Origin of the sequence: Achromobacter sp. ACM01 (genome assembly GCF_014851745.1) — a bacterium.
GTDB lineage: Bacteria > Pseudomonadota > Gammaproteobacteria > Burkholderiales > Burkholderiaceae_B > Achromobacter > Achromobacter aegrifaciens.
The window spans coordinates 94,563-117,965 of record NZ_JACVAF010000009.1; the positions used below are offsets into that span (position 1 = coordinate 94,563).

Genomic DNA, 23,403 nt, shown 5'->3' on the forward strand with positions numbered 1-23,403 from the left:
GCCGCATGGTTCCAGTGTATTTCGTGCTGACGCGGGGCGTCGTGCTGCTGGACGTGGCAGGCCCCGCGGAGGCCTTCCGCGTCGCCAACAAGCTGGTTCCCGGGGCCTTCGAACAGCATTTCTGCGGTCCGTCCCGGGAAGTCGAAAGCGGCCTGCCCGGCCTGCACCTGGCTCATATCCAAGCCTTGCCGGCCAGCCTGCCGCCCGAAGCCCTGGTCATCATTTCCGGCGTGGTGGGCAAGCCCACGCGCCTGGACGACCCCGACTCGCGCGCCATCATCGACTGGCTCGCGGCCCGCCATCCGGTGGACGGCTTCACGCTGATGACGGTGTGCGCAGGCGCCCTGTTCGCCGCCGCCGCCGGCCTGACGCGGCAGCGCGACTGCACCACACACCACACTTGCCTGGAACAGCTGGCCAGCATTGACCCGAGCGCGCGGCTGCATGACAACCGCATCTTCGTCGAAGACGGCAAACTGGTCAGCAGCGCCGGCATCACGGCCGGCATCGATTTGGCTCTGCACATGGTGTCGCGCCATTGCGGCCCGCGCGTGGCCAGCGAAACGGCGCGCGACATGGTGGTCTACCAACGGCGCGCCGGCACGGATTCCACGCTGTCGCCCTGGCTGGACCATCGCAGCCACCTGCATCCAGGCGTGCACCGGGTGCAGGACGCGGTCATCCGCGACCCGGCGGCGCCCTGGTCGGCGCAATCGCTGGCGGACCAGGCGCACACCAGCGCGCGCCATCTGACGCGGCTGTTCCGCGAACACGCGGGCTGCACGCCGATGGACTACCTGTATCAGATACGCGTGGCGCTGGCGCGCGACCTGCTGCGCGATACCCGGCTGGACCTGGAGCGCGTGGCCGAAAAGTCGGGATTCGGCTCGGCGCAGCACATGCGCCGCGTCTGGCGCAAGTTCCAGCCGCTGACGCCCAGCCTGGCGCGTACGGCTCCCACCATGCAATGACGGCGCCGCAGCGCCGTCATTTTCGAGCTTCGATGCGGCCAGCCGGCCGCGGATCGGTTGAACCTGAGCCCTGCTAGTCCTTGCGCAGCTTGCCCGGCAACAGCGGCCCTTGCATCTCGCGGATGGCTTCGACGAATTCGCCGATGTCCTCGAAGCTCTTGTAGACCGAAGCGAAGCGCACGTATGCCACCTTGTCGAGCTTGCGCAGTTCGTTCATCACGAGCTCGCCTATGTGTTCGCTGGGCACTTCACGCAGCCCGCTGGCCAGCAACTGCTCTTCGATGCGCGCGACCGCGGCGTCCACGTCTTCCGTGCTGACGGGACGCTTGCGCAGCGCCAGGCTCAGGCTGGCGCGCAGCTTGCCGGGGTCGTAGTCGCTGCGGCTGCCATTGCGCTTGACGATGGAGGGCATGGCCAGCTCCACCCGTTCATAGGTGGTGAAACGTTTGTCACAGGACAGGCAGCGACGGCGACGGCGTATGGCGTCGCCTTCTTCGGAGACCCGGCTGTCTACGACCTGCGTTTCGGCATTGCCGCAAAATGGACACCGCATGTGTGATCCCTAAAGGCACTGAGGGGGCAATAGTTGAGCATATTGTAACGAGGCGTCCGGCCGCCAGCGCCAATACGGGCTAATCCGCCCCCGTATTTTTTACCAGGCGGCGCCAGCCGCCCGAAAACAAAGGGACGGCGCCTTGCGGGGCCGTCCCTGGTAGACCGCTGCGGCCGGGCCACAGCCCGCCGCAGGGATGCTCGCTTACTTCTTGCCGTAGACCGGCAGGCGCGAGGTCAGTTCGTTGACCTTTGCACGCACGGCGGCGATGTTGGCTTCGTCGCGCGGGTTGTCCAGCACGTCGGCGATCAGGTTGGCGGTCAGCTCGGCTTCGGCTTCGGTGAAGCCGCGCGTGGTCATGGCCGGCGTGCCCAGGCGGATGCCGCTGGTCACGAAGGGCTTTTCCGGGTCGTTCGGGATGGCGTTCTTGTTGACCGTGATGTGGGCCTGGCCCAGCACGGCCTCCGCTTCCTTGCCCGTGATGCCCTTGGAACGCAGGTCCACCAGCATGACGTGGCTTTCGGTGCGGCCGGAGACGATGCGCAGGCCGCGCTTGACCAGCGTGTCGGCCAGCACCTTGGCGTTCTTGACCACTTGCTGCGCGTAGTCCTTGAAGGCGGGTTCCAGCGCTTCCTTGAAGGCCACGGCCTTGCCGGCGATGACGTGCATCAGCGGACCGCCCTGGATGCCGGGGAAGATCGCCGAGTTGATGATCTTCTCGTGCTCGGCCTTCATCATGATGACGCCGCCGCGCGGGCCGCGCAGCGACTTGTGCGTGGTCGAGGTGACGAAGTCGGCGTGCGGCACCGGGTTGGGATAGGCGCCGCCAGCGACCAGGCCGGCGTAGTGGGCGATGTCGACCATGAACAGCGCGCCGTTTTCACGGGCGATGCGGGCCATGCGCTCGAAGTCGATGTGCAGGGCGTAGGCGGAGGCGCCAGCCACGATCAGCTTGGGCTTGTGCTCCTTGGCCAGTTGCTCGACCTGGTCATAGTTCAGGACTTCGTTTTCGTCCAGGCCGTAGGAGATGAAGTTGTACAGCTTGCCCGAGGCGTTGACCGACGCGCCGTGCGTCAGGTGGCCGCCTTCGGCCAGGCTCATGCCCAGCACGGTGTCGCCCGGCTTCAGGACGGCCATGTACACGCCCTGGTTGGCCTGCGAACCCGAGTTGGGCTGCACGTTGGCGGCTTCGGCGCCGAAGATCTGCTTCAGGCGGTCGATGGCCAGCTGCTCGACCACGTCCACGTATTCGCAACCGCCGTAGTAGCGCTTGCCCGGATAGCCTTCGGCATACTTGTTGGTGAGCTGCGTGCCCTGGGCTTCCATGACGGCCGGGCTGGCGTAGTTCTCCGAGGCGATCAGCTCGATGTGCTGTTCCTGGCGGACGTCTTCCTTCTGGATGGCGGCCCAAACGTCCGGGTCAGCCTTGGACAAGGTGAGGTTGCGGTCAAACATGACGGGGGGTTCCTGAGGCGGTAAGAGAGGAGAAAACTGCGCCCGGGTGGGTAAACCCGGAGAATGACGGATAGTTTACCCCGTCGGACAGGATCAAATGCTCCCAAAATGCAGGGAACCCGGGCAAAATTCCCGGCATGGGCGCGAAAACCACGCCATCCTCCGCGGCCGGAAAAGCCGTCTCAATCCGACTTGAGAAACTTTCATGCAAAGCGCCACGCTCATAACCTACTCGTTAGTAGCTGCGGTCAGCGTCGTCAGCCCCGGCCCGGCCACCATGCTGGCCATCCGTAACGGCGCGGCGGGTGGATGGCGGGCCGTGCTGCCCTCCACCCTGGGTAATGTCACCGGGCTGTTCCTGCTGTCGGCCGCCGCCATGCTGGGACTGGGCGTGGTGCTGCAATCGTCCGCCATGCTGTTCATGCTGCTCAAGCTGGCCGGCGCGGCGTACCTGCTCTACATCGGCCTGCGGCACCTGCTGGGCCGCTCGAACATTGCGCCGCCCGCAGACGCCGCCGCGCTGGCGCCGCGCAGCGCTGGGCGGCTCTATTCGGAAGCCGCGCTGGTTGCAACGCTGAACCCCAAGCCCATCCTGTTCTTCACGGCGCTGTTTCCTCAGTTCCTGAACGCGGCCGAGCCCTTGCTGCCGCAGTTCTTCATCCTGACGGGCATCTTCACGGGCATGTCGCTGGTGTCGCTGCTGGCCTATGGCGCCTTGGCCCACCGCGCCCGGCGCCTGCTGCGCCAACCCCGCATCGTGACCTGGATCAACCGCCTGGTCGGCGCCATCTTCATCACTTTTGGATTGGCGCTGCTGCGGCTCAAGCGCGCCACGGGCTGAATCTTTTCGGCGATAAAAAAAGGCCGCAGTCGCAAGACTGCGGCCTTTCTGTGGCGCGGCGAATCAGGCCGAGGTGGCGCCGATCTGCTTGGGAGCCAGTTTTGGATTGAGCGTATAGGTGCCGGTCAACGACGCCTGCGCCAACACGTGCTTCTGGATCGCGCGCAGCGCGTCTTCGCCGGTGAACGAACCCTGCAGGTTCAGCGTGGGCACGTCCAGCGCATACAGGGTGAAGACGTAGCGGTGCGGGATGGCGTCGTTCCAGGGCGGGCACGGGCCGTCATAGCCGAAGTAGTCGCCGCTCATGTCGTGATCGTTGGCGAACCATGACGAGTACGAGTTGATGCCCTGGCGCGCATCCATCGGCGCCAGCGGGCCGCCCTTGCCGCGCGGCGTGATGCCGCTGGAGAAGGCGCCTTCCTCGATGTCGCGCAGGTCGGCCGGCAGATCGACCAGCACCCAGTGGAAGAAGTCCACGCGGGGCAGGCTGGCCGGCACCTCGCGGCCTTCCTGGTTGACGTCGTCGGGTTCGGAGGGCACATCGGGATCATGGCAGATCAAGGCGAACGACTGCGTGCCCGCCGGAACTTCGTCCCAGGAGAACTGCGGGTTGAAGTTGTCTGCCAGCGCGACGTGCGATTGCGCATCGATCCTGCCGAAGGCGTAGCGTTCGGGAATCGACTCGTTATCGGAAAAGGACAAACTCGAAAGTTTCATGTCGTGCTCCTTGATGTGCCGCAAAGGCCCCACTGCCCCTGTCTGTACCCTCAGCGTATCAAAACTTCGCAATCATGGGTTCAAGTTAACACGCGCAAATTTGCGCTTGCCCACCTGAACGACGTAAGTCCCCGCCGGCAATTGCAACGATTTGTCTTCCACGCGGTCGCCATTGACGCGCACGCCGCCTTGCTCCACGTTGCGCTGCGCTTCCGAACCGGAGGCCACCAGGCCGGCTTCGCGCAGCAGCTTGAGTATGCCCACCGGCGCGCCGCCGATGTTCACTTCGGGGATGTCGTCGGGGATCGCGCCGTCGCGGAAACGGGCTTCGAACGAGGCCAGCGCGTCATCGGCAGCCTTGGCGGAATGGAAGCGCGCAATGATTTCCTGGGCCAGCATGACCTTGGCGTCGCGCGGGTTGCGGCCGCCATCGATCTCCTGCTTGAGCGCCGCGATCTCTTCCAGAGAGCGGAACGACAGCAGCTCGAAGTAGCGCCACATCAGCGTGTCGGAAATCGACATGAGCTTGCCGAACATCGAATCGGGCGACTCCGAAATGCCGATGTAGTTGCCCTTGGACTTGGACATCTTCTCTACGCCATCCGTCCCGACCAGCAGCGGCATCGTCAAGATGCACTGCGGCTCCTGTCCATACTCTTTTTGCAGCTCGCGCCCGACCAGCAGGTTGAACTTCTGATCGGTGCCCCCCAGCTCCAGATCGGACTTCAGCGCCACCGAGTCATAGCCCTGCATCAGCGGATACAGGAATTCATGGACCGAGATCGGGATGCCGCCCTTGAAGCGCTTGGTGAAGTCCTCGCGCTCCATCATGCGCGCGACCGTGTAGCGCGACGCGAGCTGGATCATGCCGCGCGCGCCCAGCGGATCGCACCACTCGGAGTTGTAGCGGATCTCGGTGCGCGCCGGATCCAGCACCAGGCTGGCCTGGGCGTAATAGGTCTTGGCGTTGGCCTCGATCTGTTCACGCGTGAGCGGCGGGCGCGTGTTGTTGCGGCCGCTGGGATCGCCGATGGTGGAGGTGAAATCGCCGATCAGGAAGATGACGTTGTGGCCCATGTCCTGCAGCTGGCGCATCTTGTTCAGCACCACCGTGTGACCCAGGTGGATGTCCGGCGCGGTCGGATCCAACCCCAATTTGATGCGCAGAGGCACGCCCGTGGCGCGGCTCCTGGCCAGCTTGCGGGCGAATTCGGACTCGACCAGCAACTCATCGCAACCGCGCTTCGCTATACGCAGGTCTGCTTCGACTTCGGGGGTAATCGGGGCTTCTGAGGGTGACATGGCAGGGGGACCAACTCGGCTTCAGCCGATAAAAAGGTGTAAAAAGTGACGAAAACTATCGAAAATTCTAGCCGAATCAGCTAGGATACCGCCCTAATCATACGCAATTGCCATCTATACGCAGTTGTGGTCCGGTTTACACCCCGTTGTTCACAAGATGCGCCCCGCGCCAGCCCTTGCCCCGAAATGTGCGCGCGAGGGCCGTTCGTGTCACGCACCCTGCGAGCTCAAGCCACCTGAGAGGGTATCTTCACGATGAATCGTGGCCTCCACGAAATGGCGAGTAGCATCAAACGCAAAGTTGCTGCCGTGTTTGCGCCCGGCGAGCCCAAGCCCCAGCGCTCGGGACTTTTCCGCCGCACTCTCCTCGTCACCGCAATTGGTCTGTTCGCTGGCGCCGCCGCCCTCGGCATGGTGCAGCAACCCGACCGCACTGAACTCCCCCCTTCGCGCATCATCAGCAGCGTCCTGCCGCTAAGCGCCGAGCAAGTCGAAGTCAGCACTCCCAGTGCCGCTCCCTATATCAGCGAAACCCGGATCCGCGCCGGCGACACGCTGGCCGCGGTGCTGCAACGCCTGGAACTCGACGCGCCCAGCCTGCAGACCTTCCTGACGCACGAAGCCAGCGCCCGCAGCATCTACAAGCTGTACCCGGGCCGCTCGGTGCAGGCCGCGACGGACGAAGCCGGCAACCTGATCTGGCTGCGTTACATCCACACCCCCGGCAACGAGACGGACGGCCAGGTCGTGACGCGCATGCTGCACGTCGCGCCGGCAGGCGACAGCTACAAGGCCGAGGAAATCACCGAAAGCACCGAACGCCAGACCCGCGTCGCCGTGGGCACGATCCGTTCGTCGCTGTTCGGCGCCACCGACGCCGCCGGCATCCCGGACTCGGTCACCATGCAGATGGCCGACATCCTCAGCGCCAAGATCGACTTCTTGCGCGACCTGCGCCAGGGCGACAAATTCCGCGTGGTCTACGAAGTGCGTTCGCACGACGGCCGCTACGCCGGCGCCGGCCGAGTGCTGGCGCTGGAATTCATCAACGGCGACAAGACCTACAACGCCGTCTGGTTCAGCCCCGACGAAAAGAGCGGTTCGTACTACGACTTCGACGGCACCAGCCTGCGGGGCGCGTTCCTGCGCACCGCCCTGAAATTCAGCCGCATCAGCTCCACCTTCGGCATGCGCATGCACCCCATCCACAAGACCTGGACGGGACACAAGGGCGTGGACTACGCGGCGCCTTCCGGCACGCCGATCCACTCCACCGCTGACGGCACGGTGGAATTCTCCGGCTGGCAGAACGGCTACGGCAACGTCGTCATCGTCAAGCACCACGGCAAGTATTCGACGCTGTACGCCCACCAGAGCCGCATTGCCGAAGGCATCACCAAGGGTTCGAAGATCTCGCAAGGCCAGTTGCTGGGCTATGTCGGCGCTACCGGCTGGGCCACCGGCCCGCACCTGCACTATGAATTCCGCGTGGACAACCAGCCGATCGATCCCCTGTCGGTGGACCTGCCGGTCGCCCGCAGCCTGGAACCCGCCGAAGTCCGCGCCTTCAACCAGGCCGTGGCTCCGTACAAGGCGCAGATCCAGCTGCTGACCGAGTTCCAGCAGACCCTGCCCGACGCGCTGACCAACGTGGCCAGCCGCTAAAGCCGGCCTAACGTCCCCGTCAAAGGCGGCCCCGCACTCTCAGTTGCGCGGCCGCTTTTTCTTTTTCGAGGCTCTCGTGAATCCTTCCACAACTAACGCTCAGCTCTATATCGGACTGATGTCAGGCACCAGCGTGGACGGCGTGGACGGCGTGCTGGTGCGCCTGGACGACGGCGCGGCGCCAGCCGTGCTCGCCAGCGCCAGCCTGCCCATGCCTGCGGACCTGCGGCGCGAACTGCTGGCCCTGAATCAATCCGGCGACGACGAGCTGGCCCGCGCCGCGCTGGCCGCCAACGCCCTCGCCCGCCTGTATGCCCAGGCCGTGGCGGCCCTGTTGCAGCAGGCCGGCGTCGCGGCCGGCGACGTGACCGCCATCGGCGCCCACGGCCAGACGGTCCGGCACCGGCCCGACCTGGGCTACACCGTGCAACTCAATGCCCCCGCCGTGCTGGCGGAACTGGCCGGCATCGACGTGGTGGCGGATTTCCGCAGCCGCGACGTGGCCGCGGGCGGCCAGGGTGCGCCGCTGGTGCCGCCCTTCCACGCTGCCATCTTCGGCGCGCCGCAAGGCCGCGCCGTCCTCAACCTGGGCGGCATCGCCAACGTGACGCTGCTGGAGCCGGGGCATGCGCCCCGCGGCTTCGACACGGGACCCGCCAACGTCCTGCTGGATGGCTGGTGCCAGCGTCACCTGGGCCGGCCTTATGACGCGGATGGCCGCTGGGCCGCGACCGGCCAGGTGCTGGCGCCGCTGCTGGAACAAATGCTGGCCAGCGAACCCTGGTTCGCCCTGCCCCCGCCCAAGTCCACCGGGCGCGACCTGTTCAACATGCAATGGCTGGACGACCGCCTGGCCGCGTTCGACGGCCCCAAGCCTGCGCCGCAAGACGTGCAGGCCACGCTGCAACGCCTGACCGCGCGCACGGTCGCCAATGCCGTCGATGCGGCCGCGGCGGGCACGCAGGAAGTCTTCGTCTGTGGCGGCGGCGCGCGCAATCCGGGCCTGATGCGTGAGCTGGCCTACTGCCTGCAGCGGCCCGTGCACGCCACCGATGCGCTGGGCGTGCCGGCGCAGGAAGTCGAGGCCCTGGCGTTCGCCTGGCTGGCGCAGGCCTTCGTGCAGCGCAGGCCGGCGGGCCTGCCCGCCGTCACCGGCGCGCGTGGCCCGCGCATCCTGGGCGCGCTCTATCCCGCCTGAAAACCGCACGCCCATGCAAAAAGCCCTTCGGCGCGCCGAAGGGCTTTTGCTTTTCCTGCCTGGGTGATTACACCGAGAACGAGGAACCGCAGCCGCAGGTGGTGCTGGCGTTGGGATTGCGGATGACGAACTGCGCGCCTTCCAGGTCTTCCTTGTAGTCGATCTCTGCGCCGACCAGGTACTGGAAGCTCATCGGATCCACCAACAGTTGCACGCCAGCCTTGTCCAGCACGGTGTCGTCATCGTTCACGACTTCGTCGAAGGTGAAGCCGTACTGGAAACCCGAACAGCCTCCGCCCTGCACGAAAACGCGCAGCTTCAGCTCAGGATTGCCTTCTTCGGCCAACAGATCCTTCACTTTGGCCGCGGCCGAGTCGGTAAACACCAGGGGAGCAGGCGGGGCGGCCTGCAGGTCGACGGTTTCGGTCACTGCATTCATGGTTCACTCCTGGCCGGTTCGGCCATATTTCGGTGAGCGGCAACGGCGCTCGCATAGTGTCACTATAGCGCAGGGCTTGCGCAGACTCAAAGTTCGAGCTTGACGCTTCTTGACGCCCGGACCGTGTCGCCCTCCAGGACGCTGACGGTCACGCTTTCGGGGACAAATCCGTCGGGCAGCGCCAGGATGCCCTGGCTGCGCTGATACTGGTCGAACTGCAGGGCCAGCGGCGAGGTCGGCGTGCTGTCTCCAGGAATGGCGACGGAGCCGGATTCGGCCTTGACCTGCATGGGCGCCAGATCCACCTTCACGGTCTCGCCCTTCAGGATGCCGGTGGCCTGGAAACGCAAAGCGCCCGAAAACGGAGACCCGCCATTGCGGCCGCTGCGCATCAGCAGGACCTTGTAGCGCAGGCCGCCGCCGCTGCGGTCGATCTCGACGCCGCGGATGTCCACCGAACCCTCGGGGCCCGGCGGCAACAGCTGCTCATAGAACGCCAGTTGATCGCGGACCCGGCCGACCTCGGCCTGGACCGTGCGTAGCTGCGTTTCCAGTTCCTGGCGCGCGGCGCGTTCGATGACCAGTTCGCCGTCGGCGGTGTCCAGTTGGCCCTGCGTGTAACGCAGCTGGGTCGACTGCTGACGCATGGCCTCTTCCTGGACCTCGGCCTGCCGGGCGCTGATCACCACGGCATCCTGCGGCCGGTAGAGCTTGCGAGCGTAGAAAAAACTGGCGGAACCGCCCAGCAGCACGCCGATCAGCAGGCCTACGAATACGCGCGCCAATCCGCCGGCGGAGCGAGGCTGGGGCGTGGTAGAGGAATCGGCGGGCATAAAGAGCGGCGGCTTGCGGCCTTACGGCCGCAAGCCTGCGTACATCAAGGCAGGATCGCGACCTGGTCCAGGCCGGTCGATTCAGGGATGCCGAACATCAGGTTCATGTTCTGCACGGCCTGGCCAGCGGCGCCCTTGACCAGGTTGTCCTGGATCACCAGCACGATCAGTTGGTCGCCATTGCCGGGGCGGCTGAGCGCGATGCGCAGGTTGTTGGAGGCGCGCACCGAACGGGTTTCCGGCAGGCTGCCGGCGGGCATCACGTCGACGAAGGGTTCGTCGGCGTAGCGCTGTTCAAACAGGGCCTGGAAGTCGGTATCGCGGGCCTCGGGCAGGATGCGCGCGTAGATGGTGGAGAACATGCCGCGGATCATCGGCACCAGATGCGGCACGAAGGTCAGGCCGACCTTGCCGCCAGCGATCTTTTCCAGCTGTGCGACGATTTCCGGGTGATGGCGGTGGCCAGCCACGCCGTAGGCCTTGAAGTTGTCGGAGGCTTCGGAGAAGAGCGAGCCCACTTCCGCCTTGCGGCCAGCGCCCGAGACGCCCGACTTGCAGTCGGCGATCAGGGTTTGCGCATCGATCAGCTTCTTGCCGCCTTCGAGCAGCGGGGCCAGGCCCAGCAGCACGGTGGTGGGATAGCAGCCGGGGTTGCCGATGACGCGGGCCTTGGAGATGGCCTCGCGGTTCAGCTCCACCAGGCCATACTGGGACTCGGCCAGGATGTCCGGGCAGGTATGGGGAATCTTGTACCAGCGTTCGAACGTGGGGATGTCCTGCAGGCGGAAGTCCGCGGCCAGGTCGATGACCTTGGTGCCGGCATTGATGAGTTCCTGGGCCTGGGCCATGGCAACGCCGTGGGGCGTCGCGAAGAACACGACGTCGCAATCCGTCAGCGTGGCCTTTTCCGGCGCGGAGAAAGCGATATTCACGCGGCCGCGCAGGTTCGGATACATGTCAGCCACCGGCAGCCCGTCTTCCTTGCGGGACGTGATGGCGGTCAATTCCACATTGGGATGCTGCGACAGCAAGCGCAGCAGCTCGACGCCGGTGTAACCGGTGCCGCCGACGATACCAACCTTGATGCGGGTGTTCGATGCTTGGGCCATGATGTGTGCTCTTCGTAGAACGAGGATCGATTGTATCGCTCGGGAAAGCGGGTGTTGCGGCTAAGAGCCCGAAATGGCACCGCAGTCCTTCTTTCCGACCGGAGGGAATGCGCGGAGTTCCGCGCGGGACGTACAACGGCCGGACCGCATCCGGCGCTGGAACAAACAGTGCGAAAAAAAGCCCGCCGAAGCGGGCTTTTCTTGCAGCAGCGTATTAACGCTTGCTGAACTGCTTGCGCCGACGTGCCTTGCGGAAGCCGACCTTCTTGCGTTCGACTTCGCGGGCATCGCGGGTGACAAAGCCAGCTTGCGACAGTGCGGGCTTCAGGGTCGCGTCGTAGTCGATCAGGGCACGCGTGATGCCGTGACGGACTGCGCCGGCCTGGCCGGTTTCACCGCCGCCGTGCACGTTGACCTTGATGTCGAACGATTCCAGGTGGCCGGTCAGTTCCAGCGGCTGGCGCACGATCATGCGGCCGGTTTCGCGGGCGAAAAAGTCGTCGACGGGCTTGCCGTTGACAACGATCTTACCCGTGCCCTTCTTGATGAAAACGCGAGCCACCGAGGTTTTGCGACGGCCGGTTCCGTAATTCCAGTTACCGATCATGGCGTTTCCTTAGATATCCAGCGTCTTGGGCTGCTGGGCGGTGTGCGGGTGCTCGGCACCGGCGTACACCTTCAGTTTCTTGATCATGGCGTAGCCCAGAGGACCCTTGGGCAGCATGCCCTTGACAGCCTTCTGGATGGCGCGGCCGGGAAAACGCTCTTGCATCTTCTCGAAGTTCGTTTCACGGATACCGCCCGGGTACGTCGTGTGGCGGAAGTACTTCTTGTCCTTCGCCTTGGCGCCCGTAACAACGATATCGGCAGCGTTGACGATGACGATGTAGTCACCGGTATCAACGTGCGGCGTGAATTCAGGTTTGTGCTTGCCACGCAGACGACGTGCGACTTCGCTGGCCACACGACCGAGGACTTTGCCCTTGGCGTCGATCACAAACCAGTCACGTTGGACTTCATGCGGCTTGGCCACAAAGGTCTTCATGATGGTTCCTAAGAATAAAAATTTTCCTGGCTGGACCATCCAGCCAGTTTTTTTCCCCGAACTAGACCGAAATCCAAGAAAGAACCCATCGGGTTTTCCAAATATTCAGTCGATATCAGCGTCTTGCCTAAGCGTTATTACCCGCCCGTGCATTAGCCAAAATGAGGGAAAGCCTGCGATTCTAACACAGCTGCTCAAAAAGTGGGCAACTTAATCCGCGTTGGAAATACGCCGACGGCGCCCTGAGGCGCCGCCGGCACATCCAAACAATCAGGGACGCACGCCCTGGAGCGCCGGTTCAGGCGCCCAGGTAGGCTTCCAGCACGCGCGGATGGCCCAGCAGTTCGCGGCCGGTGCCGGTCAGCGCCATGGCGCCGTTCTCCAGCACGTAGCCGTGCTGGGCGATCTTCAGCGCCTGGCGCACGTTCTGCTCGACCAGGAACAGGGTCAGGCCGTCGGCGTTGATCGCGCGCAGGGAGCGGAAGATTTCCTGCACCACGATGGGCGCCAGGCCCATCGAGGGTTCGTCCAGCAGCAGCAGGCGCGGCTTGGCCATCAGGGCCCGGCCGATGGCCAGCATCTGCTGTTCGCCGCCCGACAGGTTGCCGGCGATGCCGGTGATCCGCTCCTTCAGGCGCGGGAACAGGTTGAACACGTATTCCAGGTCCGAGTCGACGTTCTTCAGGCCGCGGCGGTAGGCGCCCAGCTCCAGGTTTTCGAGCACGGTCATGGTGGTGAGGATGGCCCGCCCTTCCGGCACCTGGACGATACCGCGCGCCACCAACTGGTGCGGTGGCAGGTTGGTGATGTCCTCGCCTTCGAAAGTGATCTTGCCGCGCGCCTTGGGCAGCAGGCCCGACAGCGCCAGCAGCGTGGTCGACTTGCCGGCGCCGTTGGCGCCGACCAGGGCGGTGATTTCCTTGGCGTTCAGGTCCAGGTCGATGCCGCGGACGGCTTCGATGTGGCCGTAATTGACCTCGAGTCCGCGGACTTCCAGCATGGCGCTCATTTGGCGGCCTCCGCTTGTTCGGTGTCTTCGTCGTCTTCGCGGCCCAGATAGGCTTCGATGACCTGTTCGTTGTTGCGGATCTCGTCGGGTCCGCCGCAAGCGATGATCTTGCCGAAGTTCAGCACCGCGATGCGCTCGCACAAGCCCATGACGAAGCGCATGTCGTGCTCGATCATGAGGATGGTGTAGCCGCGGTCGCGGATCGCCAGGATCTCGCGCATGAGTTCGGCGCGCTCGCCGGTGTTCATGCCGGCAACGGGCTCGTCCAGCAGCAGCAGCTTGGGCTCGGTGGCCAGCGCGCGCGCCAGCTCCAGGCGGCGCTGTTCGCCGTAGGACAGGTTGTCCGCCAGATCGTTGGCCTTGTGGTCCAGGCGCATCCAGGTGAGCAGTTCATGCGCGCGCTCGCGGGCGCGCTTTTCGTGCTCGCGGTAGCCCGGCAGGCCCAGCAACAGGCTGGGAAAGCCGTAGTTCATGTGGCGATAAGCGCCCACCACCACGTTCTCCAGCAGCGTCATCTCCTTGAAGAGACGGATGTTCTGGAACGTGCGGGCGATGCCCATGCGCGTGATGCGGTGCGGCTTCTTGTCCAGCACGCTCTGGCCGTTGAACGTGATGGTGCCGCCGCTGGGGGGCAACAAGCCGGTGATGAGGTTGAAGACCGTGGTCTTGCCGGCGCCGTTGGGGCCGATCAGGCCGAAGATGGCGCCTTCGGGGACCGACAGGCTGACGTCATGCAGCACATGCAGGCCGCCGAAGCTCTTGGAGACGGAAGAAAGCTCAAGCATGGCGCTTGCCTCCCTGGCGTCCTTGGCGCATCCAGCGCTTGAAGCGCGCCGGATCCCAGATGCCTTGCGGCAGGAACAACACAATCACCACCAGAATCACTCCGTTCGCGACCAGGCGCAGATCGGCAAAACCGCGCAGCATTTCGGGCAGCACGGTAATGATGAAGCTGCCCAGCACGGGACCGGCCAGGCCGCCGATGCCGCCCAGGATCGCCATGGTCAGGATTTCCACGCCACGGTCGAAACCGTACTCGTTGGGGCCGATGAAGAAGGTCAGGTGCGCGTTCAGGGCGCCGGCCAGACCCGCGATCATCGCGCCGGCCACGAAGGCCAGCATCTTGTTGGCGCGCACGTCGATGCCCATCAGGCCGGCCGCGGTTTCGTCGCCGCGGATGGCGTCGAACGAGCGTCCGATCTTGGAGGCGCGCACGCGCCACAGCACGAACAGCACGATGACGACCGACAGCACCACATGCCACCACTGTGTCAGCTGCGGGATGCCGTTAAGGCCCAGCGCGCCGCCGGTGATGGACTCGGTGTTGAGGATGGTCACGCGAACCACTTCGCCAAAGCCCAGCGTGGCCATGGCGAGATATACCCCGGACAGCCGCAAGGTCGGCAAGCCGATCAGCGCCGCCACCAGCGCGGGCGCGGCCATGCCGCCGGCCAGCGCGACCGAGAACGGCGCGTCGTAGTTCATGGTGAGCAGCGCGGCGGTGTACGCCCCGATGCCCATGAAGGCTGCGTTGGCCATGGCCAGCATGCCGCAAGCCAGGGTCAGCCAGATGGAGAGGGCCAGCAAGGCGTTGGTGCCCAGCGTGAGCACCAGGTTGCCGTAAATGGCCCAGAAGTTTTCGAATCCGCTCATTCTTTAAGCCTTGCGTTGAACCACTTTGCCGAACAGACCTTGCGGGCGCACCAGCAGGATCAGGAACAGCAGGCCGAAAGCCACCGCATCGCGCATGGTGGAGCCGATGTAGGCCACCGACAGCACCTCGGCAAAGCCCAGGAACAGGCCGCCCAGCATGGCGCCGCGGATGTCGCCCATGCCGCCCAGGATGATGACCGCGATGCCCTTGTGCAGCATCGGCTGGCCCATCAGGGGGAACAGCGCGTTGGAGTACAGGCCGATCAGCACGCCGGCCACGCCGCCCAGGGCAGCCGCGGCGAACGAGGTGGTGACGAACAGTTTTTCGACGTTGATGCCCAGCAGCCACGCGGCCTTGGGCGATTCGGCGATGGCGCGCAGGGCGCGGCCGAATTGCGTGCGGCGCATGACGTACATCAGCACGGCCATCAGCGCGAAGGACAGGAAGATGATGCCCAGTTCAATGACGGTCAGGTGCAGGCCGGCGACCTCGATCACTTCCTCGGGCACGGTGCCGTGCGGGAAACGCAGGTTGCTTGCGCCGAAGATGCCCTGGGCGGTGTTGTTCAGGATGATGCCCACGCCGATGGTGGCGATCATGGGGATCAGGTGGGGCGCGTTGCGCTTGCGCAGCGGCTTTAGCACCAGGTAGTCGATGATGACTCCGGTGAAGCCGGCGACGAAGAACGCTGCCATCAGTCCCGCCCAAAGGGGCAGGCTGAATTGCTGCACGACGAACAGTGCCGCGTAGGCGCCAACCATGAAGACGGCGCCATGCGCCAGGTTGATCACCCCGAGCACGCCGAAGATCAGCGTGAAGCCCAGCGCGAACAGTGCATACACACAGCCCAGCGACAAGGCATTGACGAATTGTTGTTCGAACATGATGGGACTTTCCAAAGCTGTGAGGGCCCCATGCAGCGCCCACTGCATGGCCTTGAGCCTCCCGGCGGGGAGGCATTTCTTTTAGGGTGACGGCCCTGCGATAAAAAGCGCCTTGCGAGCGGCCGCGCCGCCCGCAAGGCGCATCCCCCCGCGCGGGGATGCGCAGCGCTTACTTTTCGATGACGTACTTGCCGTCCTTCGTCACGCTGACGATGGGAGCCTGGTCGGCATCGTAGCCGGCGGGCTTGCCGGCGCGGTCGTTGGCCTGACGGAACTTGAACGGGCCAGTGGCGCCGGTCCAGGTGACCGCGGGCAGCGCGTCGCGCAGGGCTGCGCGATCCTTGGGCAGGTCGCCCGAGATCTTGACGTTCTTCAGCGCCTGGGCGGCGATGTACATGGCGTCATACGACTGGGCCGCGAACTGGTCCGGCGCGCCATTGAACTTGGCCTTGTAGGCGTCGATGAACTTGACGTTCTCGGGAGCCTTGTTCTCGATCGACCAGGGGCTGCCGATCCACAGATTGTTCGACGCGCCGCCAGGGGCCAGGTCGAAAATCTTGACCGAGTTCATGCCGTTGCCGCCGATGACGGGAACGTTCAGGCCCAGTTGGCGGGCCTGCACCATGATCGGGGCGCCTTCGGCCAGCAGTGCGGACAGCACGATGGCGTCGGGGTTGGTGCCCTTGATCTTGGTCAGCTGGGCCTTGAAGTCCACGTCGCCCTTGGCGAACGTTTCGGTCGTCGTGACCGGGATCTTCTGGTCTTCCAGGGCCTTCTTGAAGTTGTCGTAGCCGCTCTTGGTGAAAACGTCGTCGTTGCCGTAGAGCACCGCCACGTTCTTCAGGCCGGTCTTGGCCTTGACGGTGGCGATGGTGGCCGGCAGCACGTCGGCTTCGGTGACCGAGTTGCGGAACACGTAGTTGCCGATGGAGGTGATGCCGTCAGCAGTATTGGAGGTGCCGAAGGCGACCGTCTTGGCGGCCTGGGCGATCGGGTCGGCGGCCTGGGCCGAGTTGGACAGCGTCGGGCCGAAGACCATCAGGACGTTGTCCTTGAAGATCAGCTTCTTGAAGACGTTGATCGCTTCTTCTTTCTTGCCTTGTTCGTCCTCGACCACGAGCACGATCTTGTTGCCGTTGATGCCGCCGGCGGCGTTGATTTCATCAGCGGCCAGCTGGAAACCGTTGCGGATCGACACGCCGTACTGGGCGGCGCCGCCCGACAGAGCTTCGGCCACGCCGATCTTGATGTCGGCCGCATGGGCAGCCGGGACGATACCGGCAGCGATCAGCGCGGCCAGCAGCTTCTTGGTCTTGGATTGCATGGTTGTTACCACCTTAAAGTCTGTCTCGGAATATTGGTAATCCGGGCTGATGTAATCCTGCCGGATTGACGTCGGATGCCGCCTAAAGGCGCCATGTTTGCGCGTCAAGACCCGGGATATTACTCCTTTGTATCAGGCGGCTACTCGAACGCCATTCAACAAAAGCCTACAAACCGCCCATTTTTTTGTAAAAAACGTGTGGTTACTAGCAAAAACCCTAACGCTGGCCGAATGTTATTCGGCAGGCGTAAGTGTCCTACGTTCTGGCCGATAACGCTACGCCCAGGTATTGGTCGTAGGCGCTTTCGGTCAGGCGGAACCATGGCATTTCGCTGTCGCGAAAACCCATGTAACTATCATGCATCGCCTTGAATCTGGGGTCTTTGGCGCCCAAGTCCTTGTAGAGTTGCTGCGTGGCCTCGAACGCCAGGTCCATGATGGACCGCGGGAATGTACGGATTTGCGCGCCGTTTGCCGTCAATTGGGCCAAAGCGGCCGCGTTGCGGGCATCGTAGCGGGCGATGGCGGCGGCATGCGCGGCCTGTGCGGCGGCATCCACCACGGCCTGGTAGTTCTTGGGCAGCGCGTTCCAGGCCTCGTCGTTGATATACAGCGACAGCTGCTCGCCGGGCGCCCACCAGCCGGGTGCGTAGTAATACTTAGCAACCTTATTAAGACCGAGCTTGTCGTCATCGTAGGGACCCGCGCCCGCCACCGCCTGCAGGCCGTCTTTCTCGAAGGCTTCGGCCAGCTTGGCGGGATCGGCCTGCTGCGGCGCCACGCCCAGCTTGGCCAGCACGTCGCCGGCCAGGCCGCCGACGCGCATTTTCAGGTCTTTCAGGTCGCCGGCGCGCTTGATTTCCTTGGTGTACCAGCCGCCCATCTGGGCGCCGGTGTTGCCCAGCGGAAAGTTGATGATTTTTTCAGGCTTGAAGAGTTCGCGGGTCAGCCTCAGGCCGCCGCCTTCGCTCATCCAGGCGTTCATCTGCCTGGCGTTCAGGCCGAAGGGCACGCCAGCGTCGAAGCAGAAGACGGGGTTCTTGGCGTAGTAGGCGCGGGACGAGGCATGGCCGCATTCCACCTTCTTGGTGGAGACCGCTTCCATCAGGTCCGCGGCGGGCACGATCTCGCCCTCGGGGAAATGGCGGATGTTGAACTTTCCGCCCGTGGCTTCGGAGACGAACTTGCAGAAGCTTTCGCCGGCGCCGATGCGCAGATCCAGGGCGCTGGGGAAGCCGGAAGACAGGCGCCAGCTCAATGAGGGCATGTCCTGCGCGAACGCGGGCGCGCTGACGGCGGCTCCGGTGGCGACAGCGCCGAGACCGGCGTGCTTCAAGAACGAACGTCGTTGCATCTCTTTGCTCCTTTACCGCAACACCTGGGACATCACGCAATACCCGCTGGATATTACACGCCGATATGGGCCGACATTAACAGGACAGCGGGTAAAGGTTTGCAAATAGAGGGTGACGCGGGTCCGCGAATGGGCAGCGCGCAGGGGCTGCAAAGCAGTGCAAGGACCGGGGGCCGTGCAAGTCCGCGGCGGCCATGATGTGGCCGCCGCTCTAGCGACGTCAGATTCCGGCGATCGCCATCTGCTCGATCAGGATCGAGCCAGTGGTCTTGGTGCCGCGCGAAATCGTGTCGGCGCCGACCGCCACGATCTGCTTGAACATGTCGGCGAGATTGCCGGCGATGGTGATTTCCTGCACCGCGTGCTGGATCTGGCCGTTTTCCACCCAGTAGCCGAACGCGCCGCGCGAGTAGTCGCCGGTGACGTAGTTCACGCCCTGGCCGATCAGTTCGGTGACGAGAAAGCCCGTGCCCATCTTCTTGAGCATGGCTTCGAAGTCGTCGCCGCGGCGCGTCTGGGTGGAACTGAACACCAGGTTATGCGAACCGCCGGCGTTGCCGGTGGTCGTCATGCCCAGTTTGCGGGCGGTGTAGGACGACAGGAAATAGCCTTCCAGCACCCCGGCCGACACCACGCTGCGGCGACGCGTGCGCACGCCTTCGTCGTCGAAGGGCGAGCTGCCCATGGCGCCGCGGATGTGCGGGTCTTCGGTCAGGTTGATGTGCTCGGGGAAGACGGGCTTGCCCAGCGCGTCCAGCAGGAAGCTGGCCTTGCGGTACAGCGCGCCGCCATTGGCGGCCTGGGTCAAGGCGCCCACCAGCCCCAGCGCCAGGGGCGCTTCGAACAGGACGGGGAACTTGCCGGTGCGGATGCGGCGGGCCGACAGGCGCGACAACGTGCGCTCGGCGGCGTAGCGGCCGATGGCCTCCGGCGAGGCCAGCTTGGCCGGATCGCGTTCGGAGCTGTACCAGTAGTCGCGCTGCATGCCATTGCCGCGTCCGGCGATGGGCGCGACCGACAGGCTGTGGCGCGAGTACGGATAGCCGCCCAGGAAGCCGCGCGTGTTGCCCATCACGAACTGACCTTCGTAGGTGCCCACGGTGGCGCCATCGGTATTGGTGATGCGCGGATCGACCTCGCGGGCGGCGCGCTCGGCGCGCAGCGCCAGCTCGGCGGCCTCTTCGGTGGACACGCCCCAGGCGCGGTGCAGGTCCAGGTCGGGGAATTCGGTGGCCAGCTGATCGGCGTCGGGCAGGCCGGCGGCCGGATCGGCGGCGGTGTGGCGCGCAATGTGCCAGGCGGCTTCGACTGTCTGGCGCAGCGCCGCTTCGGAAAAGTCGGAGGTGGAGGCCGAACCGCGGCTCTGGCCGGCGTAGACCGTCAGGTCCAGCGAACGGTCGCGGGTCTGTTCGACGGTTTCGATGTCGTTCTTGCGTACGGAGACCGACAGGCCCAGGCTTTCCGAGACTTCCGCCGCTGCGTCGGAGGCGCCGATCTGGCGCGCATAGGCGAGGGTTTGTTCGACGAGTTCAGAAAAACGCGCGTGATTCGCCGCCAGCGGCAAGGATGAGGAGGTTTTAACCATTGCTGTCCAATTTGCAGAGACGGTTATCATAGCCAAGTCTGTCATTGCGCAGTTTTCCATGAATTCCCATATTGAAGAAGAATCCGTCGACGACGGTTACGACGAGAACGGCTACGACCGTCCCAGCAAGTCGCAGGTCAAGCGCGAAATGCACGCCTTGCTGGACCTGGGCAAGCAGCTGATCGAACTGTCCCCCGAACGCCTCAAGCAATTGCCGCTGGCGGAGCGCCTCTATGAAGCGATCCGCACCGCGCAGCGCACCACCGGGCGCGAGGGCAAGCGGCGCCAGGTTCACTTCGTGGGCAAGCTGATGCGCGACGCGCCCGCCGACGAGATCCGCGCCCAGCTCGACGTCTGGGAAAACGGCTCGCGCGAGGAAACCGCCGCCATGCACCGGCTGGAGACCTTGCGCGACCGCCTGCTGGACGACGACGAGGCCCTGACCCGGCTGCTCAATAACAATCCGCAGGCCGACGTGCAACAGCTGCGCGCGCTGATCCGCGCCGCCCGCAAGGAAAAGCTGGCCAACGCCGCCCTGCTGCAAGGCCAGGAGCCGCAGAAGAAGCACTACCGCGCGCTGTTCCAGGCCCTGAAGACCCTTACCCTCTGATTTTCACCGTCCGCCGTCCATGAACGCTCCGACCGACCTGCTCGATTGCATCGAGATCGAAACCGCCCCCAATCCCACGCACGCCGTGATCTGGCTGCACGGCCTGGGCGCCGACGGCAACGACTTCGCGCCCATCGTGCCGGAGCTGGACCTGCCGGCCGGCGCGTCGGTGCGCTTCGTATTCCCCAACGCTCCCGTGCAGCGCGTGACGATCAATAACGGCATGGCGATGCGCTCCTGGTACGACATCCTGGTCATGGACCTGGTGCGCGTCGAGGACGCCAGCGGCATCCGCGCTTCCGAGGCTGCGATCCACAAGCTGATCGCGCGCGAAAACGCGCGCGGCATCCCGACCTCGAAGATCGTGCTGGCGGGCTTTTCGCAGGGCTGCGCCATGACCCTGCACACCGGCATCCGCCTGCCGGAAAAGCTGGCGGGCATGATGGGCCTGTCGGGCTATCTGCCGCTGCTGGACACGGCCGAGGCCGAACGCCACAGCGCCAATCACGACACGCCCATCTTCCTGGCCCACGGCCAGTACGACCCGGTGGTGTCGCTGCCGCGCGCCCAGGCCTCGCTGGCCGAACTGCAGCGCCTGGGTTACGACGTGCAATGGCACACCTACCCCATGCCGCACTCGGTTTGCGCCGAGGAAGTGGCGGATATCTCCAAGTTCCTGAATCAAGTCCTGGTCTGAGGACCATGCAGGGCCGCGCCCGGCGGCCCTGATCGCGGCAGATAGACGCCCGGCGCCCCTGCCCGCCCACTCGCAGGCCCTGGCGGCCTGCGATTTCATTTTGTATACCAATTGGTATCCCAGCCTGGAATTTTCATAGGCTGGCTTTCTTGCGTCCATAGAGAAAAACGCCAACTGCAAAAAGCTTGTCGCCTATTTGTATTGAATATAGTATTCGATCCAAGCCTTACCGGCCCGAGCAAGCAGTTCGGGCTTCCCTGTTGTTGTTGTCGATCCATCCCATTGGCCGTGTCGCGCCGGGTTTCGGCGTGGCATTCAAGACGCAGGAGAAAGTCCCGTGAAATCCTTGCCATCGCCCCGTCTGGCGGTTGCGGCGCTGCTCGCGCTGTTCGCCCCCCTGGCCGTCCAGGCCGAAGCCCTCAATCCCCCCGTGAAGGTCCGCTACGAAGAAGTGGTGCGGTCCATTCTTTACGTGCCCAAGTACGTGGCCCTGTCGCAGGGCTACTTCAAGGACGCCGGCCTGGACGTGTCCATGAAGACCTCGCAAGGCACCGACAAGGGCATGACCGCCCTGCTGTCCGGCAGCGCCGACATCGTGCTGATCGGGCCCGAAGCGTCCATCTACGTCCACAACAGCGAATCCCCGGTCAAGCCCAAGATCTTCGCCGGTCTGACCGCCACCGACGGCTTCTTCCTCTTGGCGCGCAAGCCGGTGGAGAAGTTCGACTGGTCCATGCTCAAGGGCAAGGAAGTGATCGGCTTTCGCCCCGGCTCCAATCCCATCGTGTTCCTGGAAACGGCGCTGCGCAAGCATGGCGTGGATCCGCAAAAGGACGTGAAGCTGCTGAACAATATCGGCATTCCCGCGCGCGCGGGCGCCTGGATGGCCGGCCAGGGCGAATACGGCATCTTTCTTGAACCCGAGGCCGGCGAACTGGTGCGCAACGGCAAGGGCTACATCGTCGCCTCGGTGGGCCACGAAGTCGGCCAGGTGGACTACACCGTTTTCACCGCCACCGACAAGTACATCCGCGACAACCCCAAGGTCATCCAGGCCTGGACCGACGTGGTGGCGCGCGCCGAAAAATACGTGAAGGACACGCCCGCGGCCACGCTGACGCCGCAGATCATGACTTACTTCCCCGGCATGGACCAGGCCGCGGTGACCGAGGCCATCGAGCGCTACAAGAAGTACCAGATCTGGAAGACCACGCCGCTGGTGACGGCCGAAGCCATGAACCAGTTGCAGGACATGCTGATCGCCAGCGCGGTCATGAAGGACAACGCCCGCGTGAAGTACGAGGACGTGGTGGTGACCGACTTCGCGAAGAAGGCCCAATGATGGGCGCCGTTATCCACAACCTGAAGCCGGACACTGCCACGGCGAAGATCGAACTGCGCGAGGTCTGTCTTTCCTATTTCACCCAGGAAGGCGAGACGGAGGCGCTGTCGAATGTGTCGTTCACGCTGGCGGCGGGCGAATTCGTCAGCCTGATCGGGCAAAGCGGCTGCGGCAAGAGCACCCTGCTGTCGCTGATCGCCGGCCTGATTCCGCCGACCTCGGGCGCCGTGATGATAGACGGCCAGGCCGTGACCAAGCCCAATCCGCGCATCGGCTACATGCTGCAGCAGGACTACCTGTTCGAGTGGCGCACCATCCTGGACAACGTCATGCTGGGCGCGGAGATCCAGGGCCGGCGCGATGCGCGCAGCGAGGCGCGCGCCGTGCATCTGCTGGAGAAATGCGGACTGGGCGCGTTCCTGTCGCACACGCCGCGCCAATTGTCGGGCGGCATGCGGCAGCGCGCCGCGCTGGCCCGCACCCTGGTCACCGAGCCGGACGTGATCCTGCTGGACGAGCCTTTCTCGGCGCTGGATTCGCAGACCCGGCTGGCAATCTCCGACGAAGTGGTGGACATCCTGAGGCGCGAAGGCAAGACCGTGGTGCTGGTCACCCACGACATCGGCGAAGCCATCGCCATGACCGACCGTGTGATCGTGCTGTCGCGCCGTCCCGGCCGCCTGAAGAGCCAGTACCGCATCCATTACGGCGACGGCCAGGCGCGGCCGACGCCATTCCAGGCGCGCTCGCGGCCGGAATTCAATACCTACTTCAAACAGCTGTGGGACGAGCTCGATGTCCACGTGGAGGGTTGAC

Annotated in this window: 24 protein-coding genes; 8 read left to right on the plus strand and 16 right to left on the minus strand. The window is 64.6% G+C overall.

Annotated features, from left to right (window positions below; all coding sequences use genetic code 11):
* Positions 1-5 precede the first annotated feature (5 nt).
* Positions 6-971, plus strand: a complete 966-nt coding sequence (locus tag IB268_RS28890) for a GlxA family transcriptional regulator (RefSeq protein WP_119450702.1) — start codon at positions 6-8, stop codon at positions 969-971.
* A 73-nt stretch (positions 972-1,044) separates the two neighbouring features.
* On the opposite strand, the gene nrdR is transcribed toward IB268_RS28890, so the two are convergent.
* Both nrdR and glyA read right to left on the minus strand, forming a co-directional pair.
* A complete protein-coding gene (nrdR, locus tag IB268_RS28895) occupies positions 1,045-1,524 on the minus strand; it encodes a transcriptional regulator NrdR (RefSeq protein WP_013391422.1) in 480 nt (159 codons plus the stop codon).
* 204 nt (positions 1,525-1,728) lie between these two features.
* A complete protein-coding gene (gene glyA / locus IB268_RS28900) occupies positions 1,729-2,979 on the minus strand; it encodes a serine hydroxymethyltransferase (RefSeq protein WP_054458401.1) in 1,251 nt (416 codons plus the stop codon).
* 205 nt (positions 2,980-3,184) lie between these two features.
* Between glyA and IB268_RS28905 the strand changes: the two genes are divergently transcribed.
* A complete protein-coding gene (locus tag IB268_RS28905; RefSeq protein ID WP_054458399.1) occupies positions 3,185-3,820 on the plus strand; it encodes a LysE family translocator in 636 nt (211 codons plus the stop codon).
* 63 nt (positions 3,821-3,883) lie between these two features.
* Here the strand turns inward: IB268_RS28905 and IB268_RS28910 are convergent, their stop codons facing one another.
* Positions 3,884-4,537, minus strand: a complete 654-nt coding sequence (locus tag IB268_RS28910; protein WP_054458397.1) for a YbhB/YbcL family Raf kinase inhibitor-like protein — start codon at positions 4,535-4,537, stop codon at positions 3,884-3,886.
* A 72-nt stretch (positions 4,538-4,609) separates the two neighbouring features.
* Positions 4,610-5,839, minus strand: coding sequence for a tyrosine--tRNA ligase (tyrS, locus tag IB268_RS28915; RefSeq protein ID WP_054458395.1), 1,230 nt, complete (start codon positions 5,837-5,839; stop codon positions 4,610-4,612).
* Positions 5,840-6,094: 255 nt separating this feature from the next.
* Here tyrS and IB268_RS28920 point away from each other — a divergent pair, with 255 nt between their 5' ends.
* Together IB268_RS28920 and IB268_RS28925 are read left to right on the plus strand one after the other, a co-directional pair.
* Positions 6,095-7,504, plus strand: coding sequence for a M23 family metallopeptidase (locus IB268_RS28920; RefSeq protein WP_054458392.1), 1,410 nt, complete (start codon positions 6,095-6,097; stop codon positions 7,502-7,504).
* 76 nt (positions 7,505-7,580) lie between these two features.
* On the plus strand, positions 7,581-8,702 hold the full coding sequence (locus tag IB268_RS28925) for an anhydro-N-acetylmuramic acid kinase (RefSeq protein ID WP_255423470.1): 1,122 nt from the start codon (positions 7,581-7,583) through the stop codon (positions 8,700-8,702).
* A gap of 67 nt (positions 8,703-8,769) precedes the next feature.
* Here IB268_RS28925 and erpA read toward each other — a convergent pair whose 3' ends face one another.
* From erpA to pmbA, 12 genes are all read right to left on the minus strand, one after another.
* Entirely contained in the window at positions 8,770-9,141 is a 372-nt protein-coding gene (erpA, locus tag IB268_RS28930) for an iron-sulfur cluster insertion protein ErpA (protein WP_013391415.1), read from the minus strand.
* Positions 9,142-9,227: 86 nt separating this feature from the next.
* Positions 9,228-9,974, minus strand: coding sequence for a DUF6776 family protein (locus IB268_RS28935; protein ID WP_054458387.1), 747 nt, complete (start codon positions 9,972-9,974; stop codon positions 9,228-9,230).
* A gap of 44 nt (positions 9,975-10,018) precedes the next feature.
* The gene (gene argC / locus IB268_RS28940; RefSeq protein WP_054458385.1) at positions 10,019-11,083 is read right to left on the minus strand and encodes an N-acetyl-gamma-glutamyl-phosphate reductase; all 1,065 of its coding nucleotides are present in this window, start codon (positions 11,081-11,083) and stop codon (positions 10,019-10,021) included.
* A 214-nt stretch (positions 11,084-11,297) separates the two neighbouring features.
* Positions 11,298-11,690, minus strand: coding sequence for a 30S ribosomal protein S9 (gene rpsI / locus IB268_RS28945; RefSeq protein ID WP_006217310.1), 393 nt, complete (start codon positions 11,688-11,690; stop codon positions 11,298-11,300).
* A gap of 9 nt (positions 11,691-11,699) precedes the next feature.
* Positions 11,700-12,128, minus strand: a complete 429-nt coding sequence (gene rplM / locus IB268_RS28950; protein WP_013391412.1) for a 50S ribosomal protein L13 — start codon at positions 12,126-12,128, stop codon at positions 11,700-11,702.
* A 298-nt stretch (positions 12,129-12,426) separates the two neighbouring features.
* Positions 12,427-13,137, minus strand: coding sequence for an ABC transporter ATP-binding protein (locus tag IB268_RS28955; RefSeq protein ID WP_054458384.1), 711 nt, complete (start codon positions 13,135-13,137; stop codon positions 12,427-12,429).
* Positions 13,134-13,922, minus strand: coding sequence for an ABC transporter ATP-binding protein (locus tag IB268_RS28960; protein ID WP_054458382.1), 789 nt, complete (start codon positions 13,920-13,922; stop codon positions 13,134-13,136). Before IB268_RS28960 ends, IB268_RS28955 begins: the two co-directional genes overlap by 4 nt.
* Complete coding sequence (locus IB268_RS28965) at positions 13,915-14,790, minus strand: branched-chain amino acid ABC transporter permease (RefSeq protein WP_054458380.1); 876 nt, start codon at positions 14,788-14,790, stop codon at positions 13,915-13,917. Before IB268_RS28965 ends, IB268_RS28960 begins: the two co-directional genes overlap by 8 nt.
* Before the next feature lie 3 nt (positions 14,791-14,793).
* Positions 14,794-15,675: a branched-chain amino acid ABC transporter permease gene (locus tag IB268_RS28970; RefSeq protein ID WP_054458379.1), complete on the minus strand. Its 882-nt coding sequence runs from the start codon at positions 15,673-15,675 to the stop codon at positions 14,794-14,796.
* A gap of 169 nt (positions 15,676-15,844) precedes the next feature.
* Positions 15,845-16,999: an ABC transporter substrate-binding protein gene (locus IB268_RS28975; RefSeq protein WP_054458376.1), complete on the minus strand. Its 1,155-nt coding sequence runs from the start codon at positions 16,997-16,999 to the stop codon at positions 15,845-15,847.
* Between the two features lie 256 nt (positions 17,000-17,255).
* Positions 17,256-18,353 (minus strand): TRAP transporter substrate-binding protein, encoded by a 1,098-nt coding sequence (locus IB268_RS28980; protein WP_054458374.1) that lies wholly within the window; start codon positions 18,351-18,353, stop codon positions 17,256-17,258.
* Between the two features lie 220 nt (positions 18,354-18,573).
* The gene (pmbA, locus tag IB268_RS28985) at positions 18,574-19,938 is read right to left on the minus strand and encodes a metalloprotease PmbA (protein ID WP_054458372.1); all 1,365 of its coding nucleotides are present in this window, start codon (positions 19,936-19,938) and stop codon (positions 18,574-18,576) included.
* Positions 19,939-19,996: 58 nt separating this feature from the next.
* Between pmbA and yjgA the strand changes: the two genes are divergently transcribed.
* The 4 genes from yjgA to IB268_RS29005 all read left to right on the plus strand — a co-directional run bounded on the left by yjgA (position 19,997) and on the right by IB268_RS29005 (position 23,402).
* Positions 19,997-20,548, plus strand: coding sequence for a ribosome biogenesis factor YjgA (yjgA, locus tag IB268_RS28990; RefSeq protein ID WP_054458370.1), 552 nt, complete (start codon positions 19,997-19,999; stop codon positions 20,546-20,548).
* Positions 20,549-20,567: 19 nt separating this feature from the next.
* The gene (locus IB268_RS28995) at positions 20,568-21,245 is read left to right on the plus strand and encodes an alpha/beta hydrolase (protein WP_054458369.1); all 678 of its coding nucleotides are present in this window, start codon (positions 20,568-20,570) and stop codon (positions 21,243-21,245) included.
* Positions 21,246-21,582: 337 nt separating this feature from the next.
* The gene (locus IB268_RS29000; protein WP_166738364.1) at positions 21,583-22,587 is read left to right on the plus strand and encodes an ABC transporter substrate-binding protein; all 1,005 of its coding nucleotides are present in this window, start codon (positions 21,583-21,585) and stop codon (positions 22,585-22,587) included.
* The gene (locus IB268_RS29005) at positions 22,587-23,402 is read left to right on the plus strand and encodes an ABC transporter ATP-binding protein (protein WP_042797538.1); all 816 of its coding nucleotides are present in this window, start codon (positions 22,587-22,589) and stop codon (positions 23,400-23,402) included. The genes IB268_RS29000 and IB268_RS29005 overlap by 1 nt, the downstream gene beginning before the upstream one ends.
* Position 23,403: the final 1 nt, after the last annotated feature.